The 24,066-nt window shown below is 70.5% G+C and carries 20 protein-coding genes; 6 read left to right on the top strand and 14 right to left on the bottom strand.

The window, feature by feature from the left end; all coding sequences use genetic code 11:
- Nucleotides 1–374: 374 nt before the first annotated feature.
- From tkt to pgl, 5 genes are read left to right on the top strand one after another with little or no spacing between them, the layout of a single operon-like run.
- A complete protein-coding gene (gene tkt / locus ACZ6CV_RS04225) occupies nucleotides 375–2,477 on the top strand; it encodes a transketolase (RefSeq protein WP_469249477.1) in 2,103 nt (700 codons plus the stop codon).
- A gap of 34 nt (nucleotides 2,478–2,511) precedes the next feature.
- Nucleotides 2,512–3,630, top strand: coding sequence for a transaldolase (tal, locus tag ACZ6CV_RS04220; RefSeq protein ID WP_469249476.1), 1,119 nt, complete (start codon nucleotides 2,512–2,514; stop codon nucleotides 3,628–3,630).
- Nucleotides 3,627–5,159, top strand: coding sequence for a glucose-6-phosphate dehydrogenase (gene zwf / locus ACZ6CV_RS04215; protein ID WP_469249621.1), 1,533 nt, complete (start codon nucleotides 3,627–3,629; stop codon nucleotides 5,157–5,159). Before tal ends, zwf begins: the two co-directional genes overlap by 4 nt.
- The gene (opcA, locus tag ACZ6CV_RS04210) at nucleotides 5,156–6,193 is read left to right on the top strand and encodes a glucose-6-phosphate dehydrogenase assembly protein OpcA (RefSeq protein WP_469249475.1); all 1,038 of its coding nucleotides are present in this window, start codon (nucleotides 5,156–5,158) and stop codon (nucleotides 6,191–6,193) included. Before zwf ends, opcA begins: the two co-directional genes overlap by 4 nt.
- Nucleotides 6,190–6,969, top strand: a complete 780-nt coding sequence (gene pgl / locus ACZ6CV_RS04205) for a 6-phosphogluconolactonase (protein WP_469249474.1) — start codon at nucleotides 6,190–6,192, stop codon at nucleotides 6,967–6,969. Before opcA ends, pgl begins: the two co-directional genes overlap by 4 nt.
- Before the next feature lie 52 nt (nucleotides 6,970–7,021).
- Here the strand turns inward: pgl and ACZ6CV_RS04200 are convergent, their stop codons facing one another.
- From ACZ6CV_RS04200 to ACZ6CV_RS04135, 14 genes are all read right to left on the bottom strand, one after another.
- Nucleotides 7,022–7,516 (bottom strand): DUF2087 domain-containing protein, encoded by a 495-nt coding sequence (locus ACZ6CV_RS04200; RefSeq protein WP_469249473.1) that lies wholly within the window; start codon nucleotides 7,514–7,516, stop codon nucleotides 7,022–7,024.
- Between the two features lie 129 nt (nucleotides 7,517–7,645).
- Entirely contained in the window at nucleotides 7,646–9,298 is a 1,653-nt protein-coding gene (gene pgi / locus ACZ6CV_RS04195) for a glucose-6-phosphate isomerase (RefSeq protein ID WP_469249472.1), read from the bottom strand.
- A gap of 180 nt (nucleotides 9,299–9,478) precedes the next feature.
- Nucleotides 9,479–9,814: an RNA polymerase-binding protein RbpA gene (locus tag ACZ6CV_RS04190; RefSeq protein ID WP_355817946.1), complete on the bottom strand. Its 336-nt coding sequence runs from the start codon at nucleotides 9,812–9,814 to the stop codon at nucleotides 9,479–9,481.
- Nucleotides 9,815–9,974: 160 nt separating this feature from the next.
- Nucleotides 9,975–10,205 (bottom strand): preprotein translocase subunit SecG, encoded by a 231-nt coding sequence (gene secG, locus ACZ6CV_RS04185; RefSeq protein WP_030784160.1) that lies wholly within the window; start codon nucleotides 10,203–10,205, stop codon nucleotides 9,975–9,977.
- Between the two features lie 135 nt (nucleotides 10,206–10,340).
- Nucleotides 10,341–11,117 (bottom strand): triose-phosphate isomerase, encoded by a 777-nt coding sequence (gene tpiA, locus ACZ6CV_RS04180; protein ID WP_469249471.1) that lies wholly within the window; start codon nucleotides 11,115–11,117, stop codon nucleotides 10,341–10,343.
- A gap of 6 nt (nucleotides 11,118–11,123) precedes the next feature.
- A complete protein-coding gene (locus ACZ6CV_RS04175; protein ID WP_469249470.1) occupies nucleotides 11,124–12,335 on the bottom strand; it encodes a phosphoglycerate kinase in 1,212 nt (403 codons plus the stop codon).
- 101 nt (nucleotides 12,336–12,436) lie between these two features.
- Entirely contained in the window at nucleotides 12,437–13,447 is a 1,011-nt protein-coding gene (gene gap, locus ACZ6CV_RS04170; RefSeq protein WP_355817938.1) for a type I glyceraldehyde-3-phosphate dehydrogenase, read from the bottom strand.
- A 189-nt stretch (nucleotides 13,448–13,636) separates the two neighbouring features.
- On the bottom strand, nucleotides 13,637–16,597 hold the full coding sequence (locus ACZ6CV_RS04165) for a M14 family metallopeptidase (RefSeq protein WP_469249469.1): 2,961 nt from the start codon (nucleotides 16,595–16,597) through the stop codon (nucleotides 13,637–13,639).
- A gap of 159 nt (nucleotides 16,598–16,756) precedes the next feature.
- Nucleotides 16,757–17,746, bottom strand: coding sequence for a DNA-binding protein WhiA (gene whiA / locus ACZ6CV_RS04160; RefSeq protein ID WP_362376311.1), 990 nt, complete (start codon nucleotides 17,744–17,746; stop codon nucleotides 16,757–16,759).
- Nucleotides 17,737–18,759, bottom strand: coding sequence for a gluconeogenesis factor YvcK family protein (locus ACZ6CV_RS04155; protein ID WP_469249468.1), 1,023 nt, complete (start codon nucleotides 18,757–18,759; stop codon nucleotides 17,737–17,739). The genes whiA and ACZ6CV_RS04155 overlap by 10 nt, the downstream gene beginning before the upstream one ends.
- Nucleotides 18,756–19,691 (bottom strand): RNase adapter RapZ, encoded by a 936-nt coding sequence (gene rapZ / locus ACZ6CV_RS04150; protein WP_362376308.1) that lies wholly within the window; start codon nucleotides 19,689–19,691, stop codon nucleotides 18,756–18,758. Before rapZ ends, ACZ6CV_RS04155 begins: the two co-directional genes overlap by 4 nt.
- On the bottom strand, nucleotides 19,688–21,712 hold the full coding sequence (gene uvrC / locus ACZ6CV_RS04145; protein WP_469249467.1) for an excinuclease ABC subunit UvrC: 2,025 nt from the start codon (nucleotides 21,710–21,712) through the stop codon (nucleotides 19,688–19,690). Before uvrC ends, rapZ begins: the two co-directional genes overlap by 4 nt.
- A gap of 36 nt (nucleotides 21,713–21,748) precedes the next feature.
- Nucleotides 21,749–22,378, bottom strand: coding sequence for a L,D-transpeptidase (locus ACZ6CV_RS04140; RefSeq protein ID WP_469249466.1), 630 nt, complete (start codon nucleotides 22,376–22,378; stop codon nucleotides 21,749–21,751).
- Complete coding sequence (locus ACZ6CV_RS04135; protein ID WP_469249465.1) at nucleotides 22,368–22,955, bottom strand: SigE family RNA polymerase sigma factor; 588 nt, start codon at nucleotides 22,953–22,955, stop codon at nucleotides 22,368–22,370. The genes ACZ6CV_RS04140 and ACZ6CV_RS04135 overlap by 11 nt, the downstream gene beginning before the upstream one ends.
- A gap of 125 nt (nucleotides 22,956–23,080) precedes the next feature.
- Between ACZ6CV_RS04135 and ACZ6CV_RS04130 the strand changes: the two genes are divergently transcribed.
- Entirely contained in the window at nucleotides 23,081–24,031 is a 951-nt protein-coding gene (locus ACZ6CV_RS04130; protein WP_469249464.1) for a L,D-transpeptidase, read from the top strand.
- The last annotated feature ends 35 nt before the right edge of the window (nucleotides 24,032–24,066 follow it).

The raw sequence follows: 24,066 nt of genomic DNA, 5'->3' as shown, positions 1-24,066 counted from the left end.
TGAAGATCCGGTAAAGCCCGCGCGTACCACGCCACTGTAGACGTTGCCCATACCTCGCTCTTCGCGGGGGTGGGGTCGTGTTGGGCGGCCGGTCGAACGGCGTCCGGGGCGAGTTGGACCGCCAGATGAGCGGAACCCCGGGTTCATTGAGCGGACATATGGGCGATACCCGTGGCCTTATGAGCGGACATATGAGCGACCCCATATTCACTTGCCTAATGCCCGCGCTTTCCTTTCGACAGGCGGATCCTCGCGTGTCACTGCAGTCTGGAATGACTCGAAAAAATGAGCGTTCTAGCAGCGGTAGGCTCGACATCGGCCGGTGGTATCTACGCCGCCGGCATTCGACATGTGGAGAGGAGCCCTGACTCAGGGTGAGCACCAAGCCGACCACCACAGACCTCGAGTGGACCGAACTGGACCAGCGAGCCGTTGACACCGCTCGCGTCCTGGCCATGGATTCCGTACAGAAGGTCGGCAACGGCCATCCCGGTACGGCCATGAGCCTCGCGCCCGCCGCGTACACCCTCTTCCAGAAGGTGATGCGCCACGACCCGGCGGACGCCGACTGGACCGGCCGCGACCGGTTCGTCCTCTCTGCGGGCCACTCGTCCCTGACCCTCTACATCCAGCTCTACCTGGCCGGCTTCGGCCTGGAGCTGGACGACCTGAAGGCCTTCCGCACCTGGGGCTCGAAGACCCCGGGCCACCCGGAGTACGGCCACACGGTCGGCGTGGAGACGACCACGGGCCCGCTGGGCCAGGGCGTCGCCAACGCCGTGGGCATGGCGATGGCGGCCCGCTACGAGCGCGGTCTGTTCGACCCGGAGGCGGCCGACGGCGCGTCCCCGTTCGACCACCACATCTACGCCATCGCCGGTGACGGCTGCCTCCAGGAGGGCATCTCCGGAGAGGCCTCGTCGCTGGCCGGGCACCAGAAGCTCGGCAACCTGATCCTGCTGTGGGACGACAACCACATCTCGATCGAGGGCGACACGGAGACCGCGGTCTCCGAGGACACCATGAAGCGGTACGAGGCCTACGGCTGGCACGTCCAGCGCGTGGAGCCCAAGGAGAACGGCGACCTCGACCCGGCCGCCCTCTACGCCGCGATCAAGGCCGCCCAGGCCGAGACCGAGCGCCCCTCCTTCATCGCGATGCGCTCGATCATCGCCTGGCCCGCCCCGAACGCGCAGAACACCGAGGCCGCCCACGGCTCGGCGCTCGGCGACGAGGAAGTGGCCGCCACCAAGCGCGTCCTCGGCTTCGACCCGGAGCAGACCTTCGAGGTCTCCGACGAGGTCCTCGCGCACACCCGCAAGGCCCTCGACCGCGGCCGCGAGGCCAAGGCCGAGTGGGACAAGGGCTTCGCCGCCTGGCGCACCGCCAACGACGAGCGCGCCGCCGAGTTCGACCGCATCCGCGCGGGCGAGCTGCCCGAGGGCTGGGAGGAGAAGCTCCCGGAGTTCGAGACCGGCAAGGGCATCGCCACCCGCGCCGCGTCCGGCAAGATCCTCCAGGCGCTCGGCCCGGTCATCCCCGAGCTGTGGGGCGGCTCCGCCGACCTGGCGGGCTCGAACAACACGACGATCGACAAGACGTCGTCGTTCCTGCCCGAGGGCAACCCGCTGCCGGGCGCCGACCCGTACGGCCGTACGGTCCACTTCGGCATCCGCGAGCACTCCATGGCCGCGGAGATGAACGGCATCGCGCTGCACGGCAACACGCGCATCTTCGGCGGCACCTTCCTGGTGTTCTCCGACTACATGCGCAACGCCGTCCGGCTGTCCGCGCTGATGCACCTCCCGGTGACGTACGTGTGGACGCACGACTCCATCGGCCTCGGCGAGGACGGCCCGACCCACCAGCCGGTCGAGCACCTGGCCTCGCTGCGCGCCATCCCGGGCCTGAACGTGGTGCGCCCGGCCGACGCCAACGAGACCGTCGTCGCCTGGCGCGAGATCCTCAAGCGCTACACCAAGGAGTTCGGCAAGGGCGCCCCGCACGGCCTCGCGCTGACCCGCCAGGGCGTACCGACGTACGAGCGCAACGAGGACGCCGCCAAGGGCGGGTACATCCTCTTCGAGGCCGACGGCCCCAACGGAAAGAGCACAGCGCCCGAGGTCGTCCTCATCGGCACCGGCTCCGAGGTCCAGCTCGCCGTCGAGGCGCGTGAGCAGCTGCAGGCCGCCGGCGTTCCGACGCGCGTCGTCTCGATGCCGTCCGTCGAATGGTTCGAGGAGCAGGACCAGGGGTACCGGGACTCGGTGCTGCCGCCGTCGGTGAAGGCACGCGTGGCGGTCGAGGCGGGCATCGGCCTGACCTGGCACCGTTTCGTGGGCGACGCCGGACGCATCGTCTCGCTGGAGCACTTCGGTGCCTCGGCGGACGCCAAGGTGCTGTTCCGCGAGTTCGGTTTCACCGCCGACGCGGTGGCTCAGGCGGCCCGGGAATCGATCGACGCCGCTCAGCGCTGACGCCCATATACGACCAAGTAGGAGATGTAATTCCATGACAGACGCACTCAAGCGCCTTTCCGAAGAAGGCGTCGCGATCTGGCTGGACGACCTGTCGCGCAAGCGGATCACGTCCGGCAACCTCGCCGAGCTGATCGACCAGCAGCACGTCGTGGGCGTCACGACCAACCCGTCGATCTTCCAGAAGGCCATCTCGCAGGGCGACGGCTACGACCAGCAGCTCTCGGACCTCGCGGCCCGTGAGGTCACCGTCGAAGAGGCCATCCGCATGATCACGACGGCGGACGTCCGTGACGCCGCCGACATCCTTCGCCCGGTCTTCGAGGCGACCGGCGGCCAGGACGGCCGGGTGTCCATCGAGGTCGACCCGCGCCTGGCGCACAACACCAAGGCCACGACGGCCGAGGCCAAGCAGCTCGCCTGGCTGGTGGACCGCCCGAACGCGCTCATCAAGATCCCGGCCACCGAGGCGGGCATCCCGGCGATCACCGAGGTCATCGGCCTCGGCATCAGCGTCAACGTCACGCTGATCTTCTCGCTCGAGCGCTACCGCATGGTCATGGACGCGTACCTCGCCGGCCTGGAGAAGGCCAAGGAGCGCGGGCTCGACCTGTCGAAGATCCACTCGGTGGCGTCCTTCTTCGTGTCCCGCGTGGACACCGAGATCGACAAGCGCCTCGACGCCATCGGTACGGACGAGGCCAAGTCCGCCAAGGGCAAGGCCGCGCTCGCCAACGCCCGGCTCGCCTACGAGGCGTACGAGGAGGTCTTCTCCTCCGACCGCTGGGCCGCCCTGGACAAGGCGCAGGCCAACAAGCAGCGTCCGCTGTGGGCCTCGACCGGCGTCAAGGACCCGGCCTACAAGGACACGCTGTACGTCGACGAGCTCGTCGCACCCAACACGGTGAACACGATGCCCGAGGCGACCCTGGAGGCCACCGGCGACCACGGCTCGATCTCCGGCAACACCATCGCGGGCACGTACGACCAGGCGCGCGCCGAGATCGCCGCCGTGGAGAAGCTCGGCATCTCGTACGACGAGGTCGTGCAGCTCCTGGAGGACGAGGGCGTCGAGAAGTTCGAGGCGTCCTGGAACGACCTGCTCAAGTCGACCGAGGCCGAGCTCAAGCGCCTCGCTCCTGCGAAGGGCTGACCACTTTGTCAAGCAGCAATCCGCTGCGTGACGCCGCAGACCGACGGCTCCCGCGTATCGCGGGGCCGTCGGGCCTGGTCATTTTTGGCGTCACGGGCGATTTGTCCCGTAAAAAGTTGATGCCCGCCGTCTACGACCTCGCCAACCGGGGTCTCCTGCCGCCGGGCTTCTCGCTCATCGGCTTCGCCCGCCGCGACTGGGAGGACGAGGACTTCGCCCAGGTCGTCCACGACGCGGTCAAGCAGCACTCCCGGACCCCGTTCCGCGAGGAGGTCTGGCAGCAGCTCATCCAGGGCATGCGCTTCGTCCAGGGCAACTTCGACGACGACGACGCCTTCGAGCAGCTCAAGGCCACCATCCAGGAACTGGACAAGGCGCAGGGCACCGGCGGCAACTTCGCGTTCTACCTCTCGGTGCCGCCGAAGTTCTTCCCGCAGGTGGTGCAGCAGCTCAAGAAGCACGAGCTGGCCGACGCCCCGAAGGGCGCCTGGCGCCGCGCGGTCATCGAGAAGCCGTTCGGCCACGACCTCGCGTCGGCCCGCGAGCTGAACGCCATCGTGCACGAGGTGTTCGCCCCGGACCAGGTGTTCCGGATCGACCACTACCTCGGCAAGGAGACCGTCCAGAACATCCTGGCGCTCCGCTTCGCCAACCAGATGTTCGAGCCGATCTGGAACCGGTCGTACGTGGACCACATCCAGATCACCATGGCCGAGGACATCGGCATCGGCGGCCGCGCCGGCTACTACGACGGCATCGGCGCCGCGCGCGACGTCATCCAGAACCACCTGCTCCAGCTGATGGCGCTGACCGCGATGGAGGAGCCCGCCTCCTTCGACGCGAACGCCCTGGTCGCCGAGAAGGCCAAGGTTCTGGGCGCCGTCCGGCTGCCCAAGGACCTCGGCAAGAGCACCGTCCGCGGGCAGTACGCCGCGGGGTGGCAGGGCGGCGAGAAGGCCGTCGGCTACCTCCAGGAAGACGGCATCGACCCCAAGTCGAAGACCGACACGTACGCGGCCATCAAGCTGGAGGTGGACAACCGCCGCTGGGCGGGCGTGCCCTTCTACCTGCGCACGGGCAAGCGGCTCGGCCGCCGGGTGACGGAGATCGCGGTGGTCTTCCAGCGGGCCCCCCACTCCCCCTTCGACCACACCGCCACCGAGGAGCTCGGGCAGAACGCGATCGTCATCCGCGTCCAGCCCGACGAGGGCATCACGGTCCGGTTCGGCTCCAAGGTGCCCGGCACCTCCATGGAGATCCGGGACGTGTCGATGGACTTCGCCTACGGCGAGTCCTTCACCGAGTCCAGTCCGGAGGCGTACGAGCGCCTGATCCTCGACGTCCTGCTCGGCGACGCCAACCTCTTCCCGCGCACGGAGGAGGTCGAGCTGTCCTGGAACATCCTCGACCCGATCGAGGAGCACTGGGACAAGCACGGCAAGCCCGCGCAGTACGCGTCCGGGACCTGGGGCCCGTCCGAGGCGGACGAAATGCTCGCACGAGACGGACGGAGCTGGCGTCGGCCATGAAGATCGACCTTACGGACACCACGTCCAGCAAGATCAACAAAGCGCTCGTGCAGGGCCGCCGCGCGATCGGCACGCCGGCCGTCGGCATGGTGCTCACCCTTGTCATCGTCACCGACGAGGAGAACGCCTACGACTCACTGAAGGCCGCCAACGAGGCGTCCCGCGAGCACCCCTCGCGCAAGCTGGTCGTCATCAAGCGCGCCGCGCGCTCGCCCCGCGACCGTACGACGTCGCGCCTCGACGCCGAGGTACGGGTCGGCGCGGACGCCGGCACCGGCGAGACGGTCATACTGCGGCTGTACGGCGAGGTCATCGACCACGCCCAGTCGGTCGTCCTGCCGCTGCTGCTGCCGGACGCCCCCGTGGTCGCCTGGTGGCCGGTGAACGCCCCGCTGGACCCGGCCAACGACCCGCTGGGCTCGCTGGCCCAGCGCCGCGTCACGGACACCTACGCGGCCGAGGACCCGATCCACGAGCTGACCGCGCGCTCCGAGGCCTACCACCCCGGTGACACGGACCTGTCCTGGACCCGCATCACCCCGTGGCGCTCCATGCTCGCCGCGGCGCTCGACCAGGTCGCCTGCAAGGTCACCTCGGTCCAGGTGGACGGCGAGGAGTTCAACCCGAGCTGCGAGCTGCTCGGCATGTGGCTCGCCGACCGGCTCGACGTACCGGTGAAGCGCGCGCTGTCGGCGGGCCCCGGCCTGACCGGCGTCCGCATGGAGACCGACTGCGGTCCCATCGTGCTCGACCGGGCCGACGGCTCGCTCGCCACGCTCTCCATCGAGGGGCAGCCCGACCGCGCGGTGGCGCTCAAGCGCCGCGAGACGGCCGAGCTGATCGCCGAGGAGCTGCGCCGCCTCGACCCGGACGACACCTACGCCTCCGCGCTGAAGTACGGCGTGGACCGCCTGGGCCAGCCGTCCGAGCCGGTGACGGAGACCGCGTCGGAGGCCAAGGAGGGCGGCAAGGCCCCCGAGGCCAAGCAGGCGCCGGCGAAGAAGGCAGCGGCCAAGAAGGCGGCCGCGAAGTGACCGCGACCCCGCAGCTCGTCGTCCACCGCGACAAGGAGCTGATGGCGCAGGCCGTGGCGGCCCGCCTCATCACGAAGATCGTCGACGCGCAGGCCGCCCGCGGCCACGCGTCGGTGGTCCTCACCGGCGGCCGCAACGGCAACGGCGTGCTGGCCGCGCTCGGCTCCTCCCCGGCGAAGGACGCGGTCGACTGGTCGCGCCTGGACCTGTGGTGGGGCGACGAGCGGTTCCTGCCGGACGGCGACCCGGAGCGCAACTACACCCAGGCCAAGGAGGCACTCCTCGACTCGGTGCCCCTGAACCCGGCCCGGGTGCACCCGATGCCCGCGTCGGACGGCGCGTACGAGGTGGACGCGGCGGCGGAGGTCTACGCCGCCGAACTCACCGCGGCCGCGGGCCCGGAGGACCACGGCCCGGTGCCGACCTTCGACGTCCTGATGCTCGGCGTCGGCCCGGACACGCACGTCGCGTCGCTCTTCCCCGAGCTGCCCGCGGTGCGTGAGACGGTCCGCTCGGTGGTCGGCGTGCACGGCGCGCCGAAGCCGCCGCCGACCCGCATCTCGCTGACCCTCCCGGCGATCCGGGCGGCCCGCGAGGTGTGGCTGCTTGCGGCGGGCGAGGACAAGGCGCGGGCCGCGGCCATCGCCCTGTCGGGCGCGGGCGAGGTGCAGGCCCCCGCGGCCGGCGCCTACGGCCGCTCGCGCACGCTGTGGCTCCTGGACGCCGCGGCGGCCTCGCAGCTCCCTCCGGAGCTGTATCCGCCGGCCGTGTCCTAGCGATCCGTCGCGTTACGTCGCTGAGGGCCCCGCACCATGTGGTGCGGGGCCCTCAGGCGTCCACGAGGACGCGGCGGTAGCTGCTGCCGTCCTGCTCGCGCACCAGGAGGCCGTCGGTGACGCAGTACCGCCGCAGCGCCGCGGTGTCGTCGTGGACGGTGCCGAACGCGTCGTTGACCTCGCGCTCGCTGTAGCTGCGGCCGGTGTCGAAGAGGGTGTCCGTGAGGTGGACGAGGAGTTCGTGGCGCACCACGGCCCGTACCGGGATCGTGGTGAGGCGGCCGTGTGCGAAGAATCCGGTGAGGCGGCGCGGCACGGTGGGGTGGACGTAGGCGTCCACGGGGTCGGGCGAGCGCCGGAAGACGGCCGGGTCGGCCCGCAGCGATCCGTCGGGCAGCCGCTCCACGAGGCCGGTAGCGAGGAGCCGTCCCAGGTGCTTGCGGGCGGCGGCGGAGTCGGCCTCGCCCGGAGGCAGGTCGTCGAGGACTATGCGCGCGTACAGCCGGAGTCTGTCGGGGTCGGCGAGCGCGGCGTGCAGCTGGTCCATGACGGGGGTCCCTCCCGGCGGGTGACAGAGCTGAAGCAGTGTCACCCGCCGGGGGCCGCGCCCGCATCCGATTAACGTCCGTACGCCCGAGGTCCGTACGTCAACGGACGTGCCGCAGGGCCGGCGGGATCAACGGCCGCGCAGATCGCGGTACTTGGCGACCAGCGCCGTGGTCGACCCGTCCAGGTCCGGCACGTCGGCGCCCTCGGTCAGCGCGGGCTCGATGCGCTTGGCGAGGACCTTGCCGAGCTCGACGCCCCACTGGTCGAAGGAGTCGATGTTCCACACCGCGCCCTGGACGAAGACCTTGTGTTCGTAGAGCGCGACGAGCTGGCCGAGGACCGAGGGGGTCAGCTCCTTGGCGAGGATCGTCGTCGTCGGGTGGTTGCCCTTGAACGTCTTGTGCGGGACGAGCTCCTCCGCGACGCCCTCGGCGCGCACCTCGTCCGGCGTCTTGCCGAACGCCAGCGCCTGCGTCTGCGCGAAGAAGTTGGCCATCAGGAGGTCGTGCTGGGCGACCAGGCCGGGCAGCAGGTCGGCGACCGGCTCGGCGAAGCCGATGAAGTCCGCCGGGATCAACTTCGTGCCCTGGTGGATGAGTTGGTAGTAGGCGTGCTGGCCGTTGGTGCCGGGCGTGCCCCAGACCACCGGGCCGGTCTGCCAGTCGACCTCTTCGCCGTCCCGGTCGACGTACTTGCCGTTGGACTCCATGTCCAGCTGCTGCAGATACGCGGTGAACTTGGAGAGGTAGTGCGAGTACGGCAGCACGGCGTGCGACTGCGCGTCGTGGAAGTTGCCGTACCAGATGCCCAACAGTCCCATCAGGAGCGGCACGTTGGACTCGGCGGGCGCGGTGCGGAAGTGCTTGTCGACGAGGTGGAAGCCGTCGAGCATCTCGCGGAACCGGTCGGGGCCGATGGCGATCATCAGGGAGAGGCCGATGGCCGAGTCGTAGGAGTAGCGGCCGCCGACCCAGTCCCAGAACTCGAACATGTTGTCCGTGTCGATGCCGAAGTCCGACACCTTCTCGGCGTTGGTCGACAGGGCCACGAAGTGCTTGGCGACGGCGCTCTGGTCGGCGCGCAGGCCGGTGAGCAGCCAGTCCCGCGCCGAGGTGGCGTTGGTGATCGTCTCGATGGTGGTGAACGTCTTCGAGGCGATGACGAACAGCGTCTCGGCGGGGTCCAGGTCCCGCACGGCCTCGTGCAGGTCCGCACCGTCCACGTTCGACACGAAACGGACCGTGAGGTCGCGGTCGGTGAAGGAGCGCAGCACCTCGTACGCCATCGCGGGACCGAGGTCGGAGCCGCCGATGCCGATGTTGACGACGTTCTTGATGCGCTTGCCGGTGTGCCCGGTCCACTCGCCGGAGCGGACCTTCTCGGAGAAGGCGCTCATCTTGTCGAGGACGGCGTGCACGGCCGGCACCACGTTCTCGCCGTCGACCTCGATGACGGCGTCCCGCGGGGCGCGCAGCGCGGTGTGCAGGACCGCGCGGTCCTCGGTGGTGTTGATCTTCTCCCCGCGGAACATGGCGTCCCGCAGCCCGAACACGTCGGTCGCGGCGGCCAGCTCGCGCAGCAGCCGCAGCGTCTCCTCCGTGACGAGGTGCTTGGAGTAGTCGATGTGCAGGTCACCGACCTGGAGGGTGTACGCCGTGCCGCGCGCCGGATCCGCGGCGAACAGCTCGCGCAGCTGCACTTCTCCGAGTTGTTCGCGGTGCTTGGTGAGCGCCGTCCACTCGGGCGTCTGATTGAGCCTTGCGCGGCTTTCTGCATTCATCTCGGACTTCAGCCTTCTCTCGTACCCGCGTACGTGTATTGCCCCGCTGCACTCACCAACCTAATCGATCGATGAGCGGTATGAGATGTCTGAAACCGTCTGTCCGCAGACGTACCCGCGGATGTACCCGGACAAGAAACCGGCCGGACACCTTCTCGGTGTCCGGCCGAATCCCAAGTACTAGATCTCGCCCCGCAGTTTGGCGAGCGCTTCCGCGAGAATGGCCTCGCCGTCCGCGTCGCTGCGCCGCTCACGCACATACGCCAGATGCGTCTTGTACGGCTCGGTGCGCGGCGGGTCCGGAGGGTTGTCCCGGTCCTGACCTGCCGGAAAGCCGCAGCGGGTACAGTCCCATGTGTCGGGGATCTGCGCGTCGCTCGCGAAGCTGGGCTGCGTCTCGTGCCCGTTGGAGCACCAGAAGGAGATGCGCGCTCGCGGCGCGGACTCACCGCGCTCGGCCTCGCCCATCGGCCCCGCCCCGACCCGACTTCCTCGGATCGCGTTGCCACTTGCCACGGTCGTAACTCCCTGCGTGATGGTGCTGCTGCGGGCGCCTCAGTTTACGTAAGGCCCAACGCGCGTCCAGTGTGCGGAGTTACACCCCACCCCCCGGACGCAAGCCCCATGATAAGCCGCGCACGCTGCCACGCACCGGACAAGCGACCAGCGCCTGACGCTAGTTGTTCGCCTTCATCAGCAGACCCAGCGCGACAATGCACGCGAACCACAGCAGACCGACCACGACGGTGATCCGGTCGAGGTTGCGCTCCGCGACGGAGGACCCGCCGACGGACGACTGCATGCCGCCGCCGAACATGTCGGAAAGACCGCCGCCCTTGCCCTTGTGCATCAGCACCAGCAACATCATCAGAGCACTGAAGACGATGAGGGCGATCGAGAACCCCATAACCACGGCTGGACCAACTTCCTCGGATCTGAATCGACGACGGGGGCCGGGGCTTTTTTCGCGGGCGAGCTTTCCAGCCAGCTTTCCGAGCCTCCGACCCCCGCAAGGGTACGACGTATCGCCGCTACCGCATACTCACTGGTCGCGGAACCGGACGATCTTGACGAACTCGTCGGAGTCCAGCGCGGCGCCGCCCACCAGGGCGCCGTCGACGTCGGGCTGCGCCATGATGTCGGCGACGTTCTTCGCCTTCACGGAGCCGCCGTACTGGATGCGGACCTTGTCGGCGAGCTCGGGCGAGTACAGCTCGGCGAGGCGGCGGCGGATCGCGCCGCAGACCTCCTGCGCGTCCTCGGGGGTGGCGACCTCGCCGGTGCCGATCGCCCAGACGGGCTCGTACGCGATCACGATGGTCTCGGCCTGCTCGGCCGGGACGTCCTTGAGGCCACCGTCGAGCTGGTTCAGCGTGTACTGGACCTGCTGTCCCGCCTTGCGGATGTCCAGGCCCTCGCCGATGCAGAGGATCGGGGTCAGGCCGTGCTTGTAGGCGGCCTTCACCTTGGCGTTGCAGATCTCGTCGGTCTCGTCGTGGTACTGGCGGCGCTCGGAGTGGCCCACGGCGACGTAGGTGCACTTCAGCTTGGCCAGCATCGGGCCCGAGATCTCGCCGGTGTAGGCGCCGGAGTCGTGCGCCGAGATGTCCTGGGCGCCGTACTTGATCTTGAGCTTGTCGCCGTCGACCAGGGTCTGCACCGAGCGGAGGTCGGTGAAGGGCGGCAGGACGGCGACCTCGCAGGCCTCGTAGTCCTTGTCGGCCAGGGCGAAGGCGAGCTTCTGGACGTGGGCGATGGCCTCGAGGTGGTTGAGGTTCATCTTCCAGTTGCCCGCCATCAGCGGGGTGCGCGTAGTCATCAGGTCTCAGTTCTCCAGTGCCGCGAGGCCGGGGAGCGTCTTGCCCTCGAGGTATTCGAGGGAGGCGCCGCCACCGGTCGAGATGTGGCCGAATGCGTTCTCGTCGAAGCCCAGCTGCCGGACGGCCGCGGCGGAGTCGCCGCCGCCGACGACCGTGAAGGCCGCGGAGTCGAGGAGCGCCTGGGCGACCGCCTTGGTGCCCTCGGCGTAGTCGGGGTGCTCGAAGACGCCCATCGGGCCGTTCCAGAAGACGGTGGCCGCGTCGGCGAGCTTCGAGGCGTAGAGCTTACGGGTCTCGGGTCCGATGTCGAGACCCTCCTGGTCGGCCGGGATGGCGTCCGCGGCGACCGTGGTGGGGTTGGCCGGGGCCTTGGTCTTCAGGTCCGGGAAGTCCGGCGAGACCAGCACGTCGACGGGGAGGACGAACTCCACGCCCCGCGCCTCGGCGCGCTTGAGGTAGTCCTTGACGGCCGGGATCTGGTCCTCCTGGAGGAGGGAGATGCCGACCTCGTGGCCCTGGGCCTTGAGGAAGGTGTAGGCCATGCCGCCGCCGATGAGGATGCGGTCGGCCTTCTCCAGGAGGTGGTCGATCACGCCGAGCTTGTCGGAGACCTTGGCGCCGCCGAGGACCACCGCGTAGGGCCGCTTGACCTCATCGGTGAGCTTCTTCAGGACGCCGACCTCGGTGGCGATGAGGTAGCCGGCGTAGTGCGGCAGCTTGGCGGGGAGGTCGTACACCGAGGCGTGCTTGCGGTGCACGGCGCCGAAGCCGTCGCCCACGTAGACGTCCGCGAGGGCGGCGAGCTGGTCGGCGAACCCGGCCCGCTCGGCGTCGTCCTTGGAGGTCTCGCCCGCGTTGAAGCGGAGGTTCTCGATGACGGCGACCTGGCCGGGCTGCAGGCCGTCCACCGCGTCGTGCGCGGCGGGGCCGACGGTGTCCTGCGCGAACGCGACGGGCGCGCCCAGGAGCTCGCCGAGCCGCTCGGCGGCGGGCAGCAGCGAGAAGGCCGGGTCCGGGGCGCCCTTGGGGCGGCCCAGGTGCGAGGCCACGACCACCTTGGCGCCCGCGTCGGCGAGGGCCTTCACGGTCGGCAGGACGGCGCGGATGCGGCCGTCGTCGGTGATGGCGCCCTCGGCGAGCGGCACGTTGAGGTCGGCGCGGACGAAGACCCGCTTGCCGTCGACTCCTTCGGCGAGAAGTTCGTCGATCGTCTTCATGAACTGGACTCCTTGGGTGGGCTGACGCACAACAGGGCCCGGAGCGCGCGGCGTTGCGCGGTCCGGACCCTGTGCTCACATCTAGGTGCCTGCTCTGGTGGTTAGAGCTGACCGCCGACGAAGACGGTGAGGTCGACGAGACGGTTGGAGTAGCCCCACTCGTTGTCGTACCAGCCGAGGATCTTCACCGACTTGCCGTCCTGGACCATCGTCAGGGACGAGTCGAAGGTGCAGGAGGCCGGGTCGCTGACGATGTCGGACGACACGATCGGGTCCTCGGTGTAGAAGAGGTAGCCCTTCAGGTCGCCGTCGTCGGCGGCCTTCTTGAACGCGGCGTTGACCTCGTCCTTGGTGACCTCGCGGGAGACCTCGACGACCAGGTCGGTGGCCGAACCGGTCGGGACCGGGACGCGCATCGCGATGCCGTCGAGCTTGCCCTTGAGCTGGGGCAGGACCAGGGCGGTGGCCTTGGCGGCGCCCGTCGTGGTCGGAATGATGTTCTCGGCGGCGGCGCGGGCGCGGCGCAGGTCCGAGTGCGGGAAGTCCAGGATGCGCTGGTCGTTGGTGTACGCGTGGACCGTGGTCATCAGGCCCTTGACGATGCCGAAGTTCTCGTCGAGGACCTTCGCCATCGGCGCCACACAGTTGGTGGTGCAGGAGGCGTTGGAGATGACGTGGTGGTTGGCCGCGTCGTACTTGTCCTGGTTGACGCCCATCACGATGGTGATGTCCTCGTCCTTGGCCGGAGCCGAGATGAGGACCTTCTTGGCGCCGCCGGTGATGTGCTTCTCGGCGTCGGCCTTCTTCGTGAAGATGCCGGTGGACTCGATCACGATGTCGACGCCGAGGTCGCCCCACGGGATGTCGGCGGGGTTGCGCTCGGACAGGACCTTGATGGTCTTGCCGTCGACGGTGATGGTGTCCTCGGTGTGCGACACCTCGGCCTTGAGGCGGCCCAGGATGGTGTCGTACTTCAGAAGGTGCGCGGTGGTCGCGGTGTCACCCAGGTCGTTGACAGCCACGATCTCGATGTCCGCACCCTGCTCGAGCAGCGCGCGGAAGTAGTTGCGACCGATGCGGCCAAAGCCGTTGATGCCTACGCGGATCGTCACGAAACCGATCTCCTCGTTGGTACGCCGGTTTTAGACGCCGGCGAGTTGTATGGGATGTCCCCGACCGCCTCCGACCCTACCTCTCTGAGGCCTCTGAGGTGACATCGAGAGGGGCTCCGGGCGACACAGAGGCCCGTACCCCTCAGTAGGGGTACGGGCCACCGGGACCTTGGTCCCGATTACGCACTGTCAGCTGCGCAGATGTGCCAGGGAGGCGCCCATAAGAGCGGCCCGTTCGGCGTTTCCGGGCACGTGCTCGAACCCGAAGCCGAGCAGCACGCTGTCACGCGCTGTGACCGCCGCGAAGGTACGGAAGAGCTCCCCGGTGCGCGCCCAGTCGCCTGTGATAGTGGGGCTGCCGGGCGGGGGCGGCGCGACGGTCCAGGAGCCGAGCGAGGTCTCGAATCCCTCGGACTCGACGGCGTTGCCGCCGACCACGAATTGCGCGTCGTCGGCGAAGAGGCCGCGGCCTCCGGTGGAGGGGTCGGTGACGGAGCTGAGCGACACCTCGATCTTCTTTCCGGCGTACGCGCTGAGGTCGAACGCGACGGGCTTCCAGCCGCCGGAGGAGCCGGTGAAGCTGTTCCAGGCGCCGCTGCTGCCGGAGGCGGTGCAGCCGCCGCCTTCGAGCGTGAGGTAGTGGCGCAGGAAGGGGTGTCCGTTGAGGAAGAAGCCGGCCGCGCACTCGGCGGGGACGGCGGTGGAGGAGTTGCCGTTCTTGTCCGGCAGCGTGGTCCAGTCCTCCGCGCCGGTGGTGTGCGCCTCCAGGAGGCCGTGGTCGTAGCCGGTCTCCAGGTTCCAGTTGAGGGCGAGGCGCAGCTCCGGCCGGTCGGCGGCGGTGACGCCGGTCAGGTCGATGGTGTGGGTGAGCCGCTTGTAGTCCTGGTCGGTGTGGGTGGCCGAGGCCATGCCCTGGCCCTCGAAGGGGGCGTAGGGGTTGGCGAGGCCCGGGTAGGAGCCCGCGGCCGCGCTCTTGAACCGCGGGAAGTCGCGGGGCGGCAGGATGTCGGAGGTGACGGTGAAGCGTCCGGCCTTGTCGAGCGGGTTGGCGCCGGCGGCGGCGAGCGGGGTGCTGACGCCGTCGAGCGCGCCGGTGCCCTTGAAGCTGTCGGCGCCGGGTGCGGAGGCGCGGTCGTAGGCGCCCAGGTAGTACTGCGCGAAGTCGTCGGTGAGGGCCTCGCCGAGGTCGACGTCGCCGCCGGCGCGCTCACCGGCCTCGATGAGCTTGCCGCCCTCGTTGAGGTGGTCGCGCAGGGCGAGTTGGGTGGCCGCGCCGGGGACGGGGTCGCCGGTGGAGTGGACCACCACGGGGAAGTGCGCCAGGACGCCGAGCGGGTGCGGGACGCCCTGCTTCGCCACGTCCCAGACGGCGGCCGAGCGGCCGTTGGCCTTGAGGGCGTCGACGTACTTCTGGGTCTCGGTGGCGCTCGCCCCCTCCTCGGCCACGACGAGCGTGGTGGCCTTGGGTCGCTCGGCGACGGTGTACGTGAAGTGCTCGCTGCCGGTGCGGCCCTTCTTCGTACGCCCGGAGAACCACACCTCGACCTTGTCGCCGGCGCGGGCGCCCTCGACCTTCGCGCGGTACTCGTCGAAGTAGAGGTTGTCCTCGCCGCCGTAGGTCTCGCCGCCCTTCCAGGCGCGCAGGTCCTCGTCGTGCGTGCGGCCGCCGTTGACGCGGTAGTTGAGCTCCTTCTCGCGGACCGACCTGCGGGCGGTGACGGCGACCTGCTGGTCGCCTCCGCGCGCGTAGGAGGTGGTGAAGGCGTCGGGGGTGAAGTCGGGGGCGTCGACGCCGGTGACGGAGACCGGCTGGTCGGGGTGGAGGGCGGTCTCGGCGACGGCGAGCGCGAAGGGCACGTTCTTCGCGAACTCCTGCTGGATCAGCTTCTCGTCGTCGGGGAAGGTGAAGACGGAGGCGCAGTCCGCGGGCTTCCAGGCGTCGTCGGGGTCGACGTTCGAGGCGGTCTGGCAGGTGGACATCTCCGGGGTGAACATCGCCATGCCGTTGACGTTGCCCGCGTGTCCGTCGGCCTCGCCGTTGGTGGTGTAGAGCTCGGAGGAGACCTGCGGGTGGTAGCCGGGGATCGCGGACTTCTCCGGGGTACCGGCCAGCGCCTTGTAGAGGACGTCGTCCGGGGTCGGCGTGGCGACCTGCCAGCCCACTCCGTAGAGCAGCAGTTCGGCCGCGGAGTGGTAGTTGATGCCGTACGTGAACCCGATGCGCTTCTCGAAGCGGTCGATGGCCACGGTCTCCGGCTCGGACATCGGGCGGGCGCCCCGGTAGGTCTCGTTCGATGAGTCGGGGGAGGAGCCCTCGTTGTCGTAGCCCCACTTGTACGCGAAGTTGCGGTTGAGGTCGACGCCGTCACCGGAGGCGATCTTGCCGTCGCCGTCCACGTCACGGAGGTTCTTGCGCCACTGGCGGTTGGCCGCGGCGGCGTGCGTGTAGTCGTAGCCGTCGGGGTTGGCGGAGAGCACGAACCACAGCTCGGTGGAGTCCACGAGCCGGGTGATGCGCTTGTCCTTGCCGTAGTTGTCCAGGTAGTGGTGCATCAGGCGGCGGGTCATCTCGGGGGTGATCCACTCGCGCGCGTGCTGGTTGGACATGTACAGCGTGGCCGGCTTGGCGCCGTCCTTGGTCTTCCCGGCGTTCTTGGAGAGCTTCAGGGCGAGGATGTCCTGGCCCTTGAGGGTCTTGCCGATGGAGACGACCTTGGTGAGGCCGGGGTGGGCCTGCCCCGTCCTGACGATCTCCTCCCGCAGGCCGCCCTTTCCGCTGTACGGCCGGAAGACGCCGTCCCCCGCCGCCTTGAGCCGCTTCTCCGCGCCTGCCGTGATCTTGTGCTCGCTGAGTTCGATGCCCTTGCGCTCGACGGCCTTGGCCTGGCCCTCGGTCAGATAGAGCTCGACGCGGCCGGTGCCGCGCTCGGGTGTCTGTCCGGCGAGTTCGTGGGCGTCCTGGCCCGCCGCGACCAGCAGGGGTATCTGCTTCTCGGTGACGTCGGCCTGGTAGACCTGCACGGCGGCCGGGTCGTCGGCCTTCGGGGTGGTGCTCGGCCCGCTCGCCCCGGCCTGTGGCGCGACGGCGAGACCGCCGATCAGCACCACGCCGGCCGCGAGAACGGATCTCGCGCTCGCTCTTCGTCTCATGAGCCCCCCTTGCGGTTGTCCGGCACAGATGTGCGGGATGCCAGGCTCGTGACGGTGCATGATCATGTCAATACAGCGGGTGAAGGCGGGCGGAGCGGGCACACGAAAGCCGCCGGTGCCCAACGGGGCGCCGGCGGCTCAAGAGGCGTACGGGGCGGGTCAGACCGCCATGTTGTCCGCGAGCTCCTCGCTCAGGTTGGACTCGGTCCCCGGGATGCCCATGTCCTGGGCGCGCTTGTCGGCCATGGCGAGCAGACGGCGGATGCGGCCCGCGACGGCGTCCTTGGTCAGCGGCGGGTCGGCGAGCGCGCCCAGCTCCTCCAGGGAGGCCTGCTTGTGCTCCATGCGCAGGCGTCCGGCGGCCGCGAGGTGCTCGGGCACCTCCTCGCCGAGGATCTCCAGGGCGCGCTGGACGCGGGCGCCGGCGGCGACGGCCGCGCGGGCCGAGCGGCGCAGGTTCGCGTCGTCGAAGTTGGCCAGGCGGTTGGCGGTGGCGCGCACCTCGCGGCGCATCCGCCGCTCCTCCCAGGCGAGCACCGACTCGTGCGCGCCGAGGCGGGTGAGCAGGGCGCCGATGGCGTCGCCGTCGCGTACGACGACCCGGTCCACGCCGCGCACCTCGCGCGCCTTGCTGGCGATCTGCAGCCTGCGCGCGGCGCCGACCAGCGCGAGCGCGGCCTCCGGGCCGGGGCAGGTCACCTCCAGGGAGGAGGAGCGGCCGGGCTCGGTGAGCGAGCCGTGTGCGAGGAAGGCGCCGCGCCAGGCCGCCTCGGCGTCACAGGTGGCCCCCGAGACCACCTGCGGGGGCAGGCCGCGGATGGGGCGGCCGCGGCCGTCCACGAGACCCGTCTGGCGGGCCAGCTGGTCGCCGCCCGCAACCACCCGTACGACGTAACGCGAGCCGCGGCGCAGGCCGCCGGGGGCCATCACGATCAGCTCCGAGCCGTGCCCGAAGATCTCCAGGATGTCCCGCTTGAGGCGGCGCGCCGCCATCGCGGTGTCCAGCTCCGCCTCGATCACGATGCGGCCGCTCACCAGGTGAAGGCCGCCCGCGAACCGCAGGATCGCCGAGACCTCTGCTTTTCTGCAGCAGGTCCGGGTGACGGGGAGCCGGGAGATCTCGTCCTTCACCGCTGCCGTCATCGCCATGGGCCGATCCTTCCATGCATCCGAAAAATACGGTCGTACGCGGCTGCCAGGAGCTCCGGGTCGTGCCGCGGAGTTCCGTCGGGCCGGGCCACCGGCGCCAGCTCGACCGTGGCGCCGAGCCGCTTGGCGGCATCGGTCAGTGACGCACGGTCGGGCACGGCGGCCTCGTCGGCCAGCACCACGTCCAGGGCGAGTTTAGGGGCGTGTCGGGCCAAAACCTCCAAATGACGCTGCGGAGAGAAGCCTTCGGTTTCTCCCGGTTGCGGCGCGAGGTTGAGCGGGAGGACCTTGCGGGCCTTCGTCTCGGTGAGCGCGTCGAGCAGTTCGGGGACCAGCAGGTGCGGGATCACCGAGGAGAACCAGGAGCCGGGGCCGAGCACCACCCAGTCCGCGTCCAGGACGGCGGCGACCGCCTCGGGGACGGCCGGCGGGTCGTGCGGCACGACGTGCACGGACTGCACCTCGCCCGGGGTGAGGGCCACCGTGGCCTGGCCGCGGACCGTGTCCACGTCGTCCGGGCGCGCCGGGTCGTGGCCCTTGACCAGGGCCTGCAGCTCCAGCGGCACGGCCGACATGGGCAGCACCCGGCCCCGCGCACCGAGCAGCGTGCCGACCAGGTCGAGCGCCTGGACGTGGTCGCCGAGCTGCTCCCACAGGGCGACGATCAGCAGATTGCCGACCGCGTGCTCGTGCAGGTCGCCCTTGGACTGGAAGCGGTGCTGGATGACGCGGGACCAGGTCTGGCCCCAGTCGTCGTCGCCGCAGAGCGCGGCGAGCGCCTTGCGCAGATCGCCGGGCGGCAGTACGCCCAGCTCGTCGCGGAGCCGGCCGCTCGATCCGCCGTCGTCGGCGACCGTGACGACGGCGGTGAGGTCTCCGGCCCCGGTGATGCGGCGCAGCGCGGCGAGCGAGGCGGACAGGCCCATGCCCCCGCCGAGCGCGACCACCTTCGGCTGGGTGCCCCGCTTGCGGCCCAGTCGGCTCAGGCGGACGGTCCGGCGGTTGCGTGTCATTCGCGCCCCATGTCCCGGTGGACGATGACGGTCTCCACGCCCTCGGACGCCAGGCGCGCCGCGAGCTTCTCCGACATGGCCACGGAGCGGTGCTTGCCGCCGGTGCAGCCGACCGCGATCGTCACGTACCGCTTGCCCTCGCGGCGGTAGCCCGCGGCGATGAGCTGGAGCAGTTCCGCGTACCGGTCGAGGAACTCCTTGGCGCCGGGCTGGTTGAAGACGTACGCCGCGACCTCCTCGTTCTGGCCGGTGAACTGGCGCAGCTCGGGGACCCAGTGGGGGTTCGGCAGAAAGCGCATGTCGACGACGAGGTCGGCGTCGACCGGCAGGCCGTACTTGAAGCCGAAGGACATGACGGTGGCCCGCAGCTCGGGCTCCTCCTCGCCCGCGAACGAGGCGTCCATCTTGGCGCGCAGCTCGTGCACGTTCAGGCTGGAGGTGTCGATCACCAGGTCGGCGTCGCCGCGCAGCTCGCGCAGGAGGTCGCGCTCGGCCGCGATGCCGTCGACGATGCGGCCGTCGCCCTGCAGCGGGTGCGGGCGGCGGACCGACTCGAAGCGGCGGACCAGGGCCTCGTCCGAGGACTCCAGGAAGACGATGCGCCGGGTGACGTTCTTCGACTCCAGCTCGGCGAGGGACTCGCGGAGGTTGTCGAAGAAGCGCCGGCCGCGGACGTCGACGACGACCGCGATGCGGGCGACGTTGCCCTGCGAGCGGGCGCCGAGCTCCACCATGGTGGGGATCAGCGCGGGCGGCAGGTTGTCGACCACGAACCAGCCGAGGTCCTCCAGGCACTTCGCCGCGGTGCTCCGGCCCGCGCCGGACATCCCCGAGATGATCACCAGCTCCGGGATCGCGGCGTCCGGGACCGCCGGCGTGTCGATGGGCGTGCCCGCGCTCACTTGCTCTCCACCTTCGTCGTGCTCGCTCATGTCTCCTGCCCCCGTCGTTCCTCCGAGGGGCCCGCGGTCACGGGCTCCTCCTCTTCCATGATCTCTCCGGTCGCCGTGTTCACGGCGGGCCCGGCGGGTGTCGCCCCGGCGAGGGCCGCCACGATGGCCTCGGCCGTCTTGCGGCCCACGCCCGGCACCTCGCAGATCTGGTCGATTGTCGCGGATCGCAGCCTCTTCACCGAACCGAAGTGCTTGATCAGCGTCTGCTTGCGCGCGTCCCCGAGGCCCGGCACGGCGTCCAGCGGGCCCGCCCGGAACCGCTTGGCCCGCTTGTTGCGCTGGTAGGTGATGGCGAAGCGGTGGGCCTCGTCACGCACGCGCTGCAGGAGGTAGAGGCCCTCGCTGGTGCGCGGCAGGATCACCGGGTCGTCCTCGTCGGGGACCCAGACCTCCTCCAGGCGCTTGGCCAGGCCGCACACCGCGATGTCGTCGATGCCGAGCTCGTCGAGGGCCCGCTTGGCGGCCGCCACCTGCGGCTGGCCACCGTCCACCACGACGAGCTGCGGCGGGTACGCGAACCGCTTGGGGCGCCCGTCCTCCTCGGTCGGGCCGAGATCGGAGATCTCACCGGTCTCCTCGTCGACCCACTCCCCCGTCTTCTCCTTCTCGGCGAGGTAGCGCTTGAAGCGGCGCGTGATCACCTCGTGCATGGAGCGGACGTCGTCCTGGCCCTCGAAGCCCTTGATCTGGAAGCGGCGGTACTCGCTCTTGCGGGCCAGGCCGTCCTCGAAGACGACCATCGAGGCCACCACGTCGTCGCCCTGGAGGTGGGAGATGTCGTAGCACTCGACGCGCAGGGGCGCGCTGTCCAGCTCCAGGGCGGCGGCGATCTCCTCCAGGGCGCGCGAGCGGGTGGTGAGGTCGGAGGCGCGCTTGGTCTTGTGCAGCACCAGGGACTGCTGGGCGTTGCGCGCGACGGTCTCCATGAGGGCCTTCTTGTCGCCGCGCTGCGGGATGCGCAGCGAGACGTTGGCCCCGCGGCGCTCGGTCAGCCACTCCTGGACCGGCTCTATGGGGTCGGGCAGCGCGGGGACGAGGACCTCCTTGGGGACGGCGTCCCCGCTCTCCTCGCCGTACAGCTGCTGGAGGGCGTGCTCGACGAGGTCGCCGCTGGTGACCGCCTCGACCTTGTCGGTGACCCAGCCGCGCTGGCCGCGCACGCGTCCGCCGCGTACGTGGAAGATCTGGACGGCCGCCTCCAGCTCGTCCTCGGCGAGGGCGATGAGGTCGGCGTCCGTGGCGTCGGCGAGGACGACGGCGCTCTTCTCCATCGCCTTCCTGAGGGCCTCGATGTCGTCGCGCAGGCGGGCCGCCCGCTCGTACTCCATCTCCTCGGCGGCGTCCGCCATCTGGCGCTCCAGGCGGCGGATGTACGTGCCCGTGCGGCCGGCCATGAAGTCGCAGAAGTCCTCGGCGAGTTCGCGGTGCACCTCGGGGGTGACGCGCTCCACACAGGGCGCGGAGCACTTGCCGATGTAGCCGAGCAGGCAGGGGCGGCCGGTGCGGGCGGCGTTCTTGAACACGCCCGCGGAGCAGGTGCGCACGGGGAAGGCGCGCAGCAGCAGGTCGACGGTGTCGCGGATCGCCCAGGCGTGGCCGTACGGCCCGAAGTAGCGCACGCCCTTCTTCTTCTGGCCGCGCATCACCTGGACCCGCGGGAACTGTTCGTTCATCGTCACCGCGAGGTACGGATAGCTCTTGTCGTCGCGGTACTTGACGTTGAACCGGGGGTCGAACTCCTTGATCCAGGAGTACTCCAGCTGGAGCGCCTCGACCTCGTTGGTGACGACCGTCCACTCCACGGAGGCGGCGGTGGTCACCATGGAGCGGGTGCGCGGGTGGAGCCCGGCCAGGTCCTGGAAGTAGTTGGCCAGGCGCTGGCGCAGGCTCTTGGCCTTCCCGACGTAGATCACCCGGCGGTGCTCGTCGCGGAATTTGTAGACCCCCGGGGCGTCGGGGATCTGTCCCGGCTTGGGGCGGTAGCTGGAAGGGTCGGCCATGTCGGACAGCCTACTTGCGGGTGCTGACAGCGCGGGTCAGCGTCCGGTTCCACCGGCGCTGACGGTGATCACGTCGCCCGGCCGAAGGCGGTCGTGGAGCGTGCGGGCGTCCTCGGTGCGCAGCCCGATCAAGCCGTGGGTGACGTCCCTGTGCCCCGGCGCCTTCTCGTCGTAGGTCAGTGCGACGGCGTAGTTGGTGGCGCCGTCCGGGGTGCGCAGCTCGACGACCCACGGCAGCGTCAGGTCGTACTGCTCGCCGAGCCCCACGGTCTGGTCGGCCAAGCGCAGCGTGCGGTGGGTGGCGACGACGGTCATCCGGCCGGTCGGCGTGGGGTGTTGCGCGGTGCCCGCCGAGACCGGCAGCTCCCGGCCGCCGAGCGTCATCCGGTGCCGGGACAGGTCGACCGCGGCGGCGGGCGCGCGGCCGGTGTCGGTGGCGGCCGGTGCCGGGGTCCGGTGCGGGCGTGCGTCGTCGTGTCCGGTCAGGAGCCCGGCCAGGACGGTCACGGCGACGGCGGCCGTGGCGAGGGTCACGCCCGCGACGGCGGCGCGGCGCCTGCGGCCGCGCGCGGCGCCGCGACGGCGGATCTCCGCGCCGGGGACGGGAGGCGGCGTGCGGTGGTCGGCCGCGAGGTCGTGCAACGCGGACGTCAGGTCATCGGACACGGCCACTCCCCTTCGCGCGCGGCGCGTCGCCGTCGCCGTCGGCGTCCGGTCCCCCGCCCCGGCCCTCGGCCCCGGCCGTCCGCTCGCCGGTCCGCTCCTCCGCCCGTTCGGCGGCCAGCCGCGCGGCGAGCGCCGCACGTCCGCGCGACAGGCGGGCCTTGACGGTTCCCACCGGCGCACCGGTCTCGGAGGCTACCTGCTCCACACTCAGGTCGCACAGGTGGTGCAGCACGACGGCGGTGCGCTGCGCCTCCGGGAGGGTGCGCAGCGCCTGGACCAGGGCGGTGTGCTCGGGTCCCGGGCCGGGGACGCGGTCGGCGGGCGGGTCCTTGCGCACGAGTTCGAGCCAGCGCCGGGCACGGCGCCAGCGGCTGACGGCCAGCCGCATGGCGACGGTGCGGATCCAGGCCTCGGGGGCCTCGTCGGCGAGGAAGCTCCCGCGGCGGTCCCAGGCCCGTACGAACGCCTCCTGGACGACGTCCTGCGCCTCGCCGTGGTCGCCGGTCAGGGCGTACAACTGGCCGACCAGACGCGGGAAGGCGCCGGCGTAGAACGCGTCGAACTCGTCCTCCGTCATGCCCCCGCGCCCCCGTCCGGCCGCACCGGATCACCCGTACCGAAAATTCCCGCACCTCGTGTGCAACCCGCCGCCCCGCCCGTGCGTACAGGTCGCGTACATCGAAACACAGCCCAGGGGGACCGATGACCACAGGGATCACGATGAGAAGCGCCACGCGCGCGTGGGGCGCGGCGGTGCTCTGTTCACTCGCGCTCGCGGGCTGCTCGGCGCAGGGCGGCGCGCGGGACGGGGGGACGTCGGACCCGAAGCCCGGGCCGACGTCCGCGGACCGTGCGTCGGCCGGGCGGCAGCAGCCCACGAAGCGGCCCGCGCCGGATCCGGCGGCGCTCGACGACGCGCGGATCAACGTGTCCGACGGCCGGACGGTCGGCGTCGGCATGCCGGTGTCGCTGACCTTCGCCCGCCCGGTGCCGGTGGCGGAACGGGCCGCCGTCGAGCGGCGCCTGAAGGTGACGGCCGACCCCGGCGTGACGGGGTCGTGGAGCTGGGTGAAGGACCGCAACCTGCACGACGGGCAGCGCGTCGACTACCGGCCCCGCGAGCCGTGGAAGCCCGGCACGAAGGTCACCGTACGGGCGGGCGCCCGGCTGACCCGGACGTTCGAGGTGGGGCGTTCGCTCGTCGCCACGGTGGACGTGCGGGCCCACACCATGACGGTGGTGAAGGACGGCGGAACCCGCACGGTGAAGGTCACCGCGGGCGCCCCGGGCATGGACACCTGGAACGGCACCATGGTCGTCCTCGACAAGCAGTCCCGGGTGCTCATGGACTCGCGGACCGTGGGTTACGGGAAGGCGTACAAGGACTACTACAACTTCGCGGTGCACCTGACGACTTCGGGCACGTACCTGCACGAGAACCCGAACGCGAACGCCACCGCGGGCGAGCGCAACGTCACGCACGGCTGCATAGGCCTGGCCACCGACGGGACCGCGCGGCGCTTCTACGAAGAGGTCATCCCCGGCGACATCGTGCGGGTCGTCGGCTCGAAGGAGACCGTGGACCCGGGCAACGGCTACGGCGACTGGAACGTGAACTGGAAGCGGTGGCGGGCCGGCAGCGCGCTGCACTGACGCCGGTCCGGGCCGGGCGGGCACGGGTGAGTGCG

The organism is Streptomyces sp. NPDC041713 (assembly GCF_055591085.1).
This window is presented reverse-complemented; position numbering and strand designations above follow the sequence as displayed.

What these genes read in the sequence shown, in the direction of transcription:
- tal (WP_469249476.1), top strand. Translation starts at nt 2,512, where the DNA reads ATGACAGACGCACTCAAGCGCCTTTCCGAAGAAGGCGTCGCGATCTGG.
- opcA (WP_469249475.1), top strand. Translation starts at nt 5,156, where the DNA reads ATGAAGATCGACCTTACGGACACCACGTCCAGCAAGATCAACAAAGCG.
- ACZ6CV_RS04200 (WP_469249473.1), bottom strand. Translation starts at nt 7,516, where the DNA reads ATGGACCAGCTGCACGCCGCGCTCGCCGACCCCGACAGACTCCGGCTG.
- pgi (WP_469249472.1), bottom strand. Translation starts at nt 9,298, where the DNA reads ATGAATGCAGAAAGCCGCGCAAGGCTCAATCAGACGCCCGAGTGGACG.
- secG (WP_030784160.1), bottom strand. Translation starts at nt 10,205, where the DNA reads ATGGGGTTCTCGATCGCCCTCATCGTCTTCAGTGCTCTGATGATGTTG.
- tpiA (WP_469249471.1), bottom strand. Translation starts at nt 11,117, where the DNA reads ATGACTACGCGCACCCCGCTGATGGCGGGCAACTGGAAGATGAACCTC.
- ACZ6CV_RS04175 (WP_469249470.1), bottom strand. Translation starts at nt 12,335, where the DNA reads ATGAAGACGATCGACGAACTTCTCGCCGAAGGAGTCGACGGCAAGCGG.
- ACZ6CV_RS04165 (WP_469249469.1), bottom strand. Translation starts at nt 16,597, where the DNA reads ATGAGACGAAGAGCGAGCGCGAGATCCGTTCTCGCGGCCGGCGTGGTG.
- whiA (WP_362376311.1), bottom strand. Translation starts at nt 17,746, where the DNA reads ATGGCGATGACGGCAGCGGTGAAGGACGAGATCTCCCGGCTCCCCGTC.
- ACZ6CV_RS04155 (WP_469249468.1), bottom strand. Translation starts at nt 18,759, where the DNA reads ATGACACGCAACCGCCGGACCGTCCGCCTGAGCCGACTGGGCCGCAAG.
- rapZ (WP_362376308.1), bottom strand. Translation starts at nt 19,691, where the DNA reads ATGAGCGAGCACGACGAAGGTGGAGAGCAAGTGAGCGCGGGCACGCCC.
- uvrC (WP_469249467.1), bottom strand. Translation starts at nt 21,712, where the DNA reads ATGGCCGACCCTTCCAGCTACCGCCCCAAGCCGGGACAGATCCCCGAC.
- ACZ6CV_RS04135 (WP_469249465.1), bottom strand. Translation starts at nt 22,955, where the DNA reads ATGACGGAGGACGAGTTCGACGCGTTCTACGCCGGCGCCTTCCCGCGT.
- ACZ6CV_RS04130 (WP_469249464.1), top strand. Translation starts at nt 23,081, where the DNA reads ATGACCACAGGGATCACGATGAGAAGCGCCACGCGCGCGTGGGGCGCG.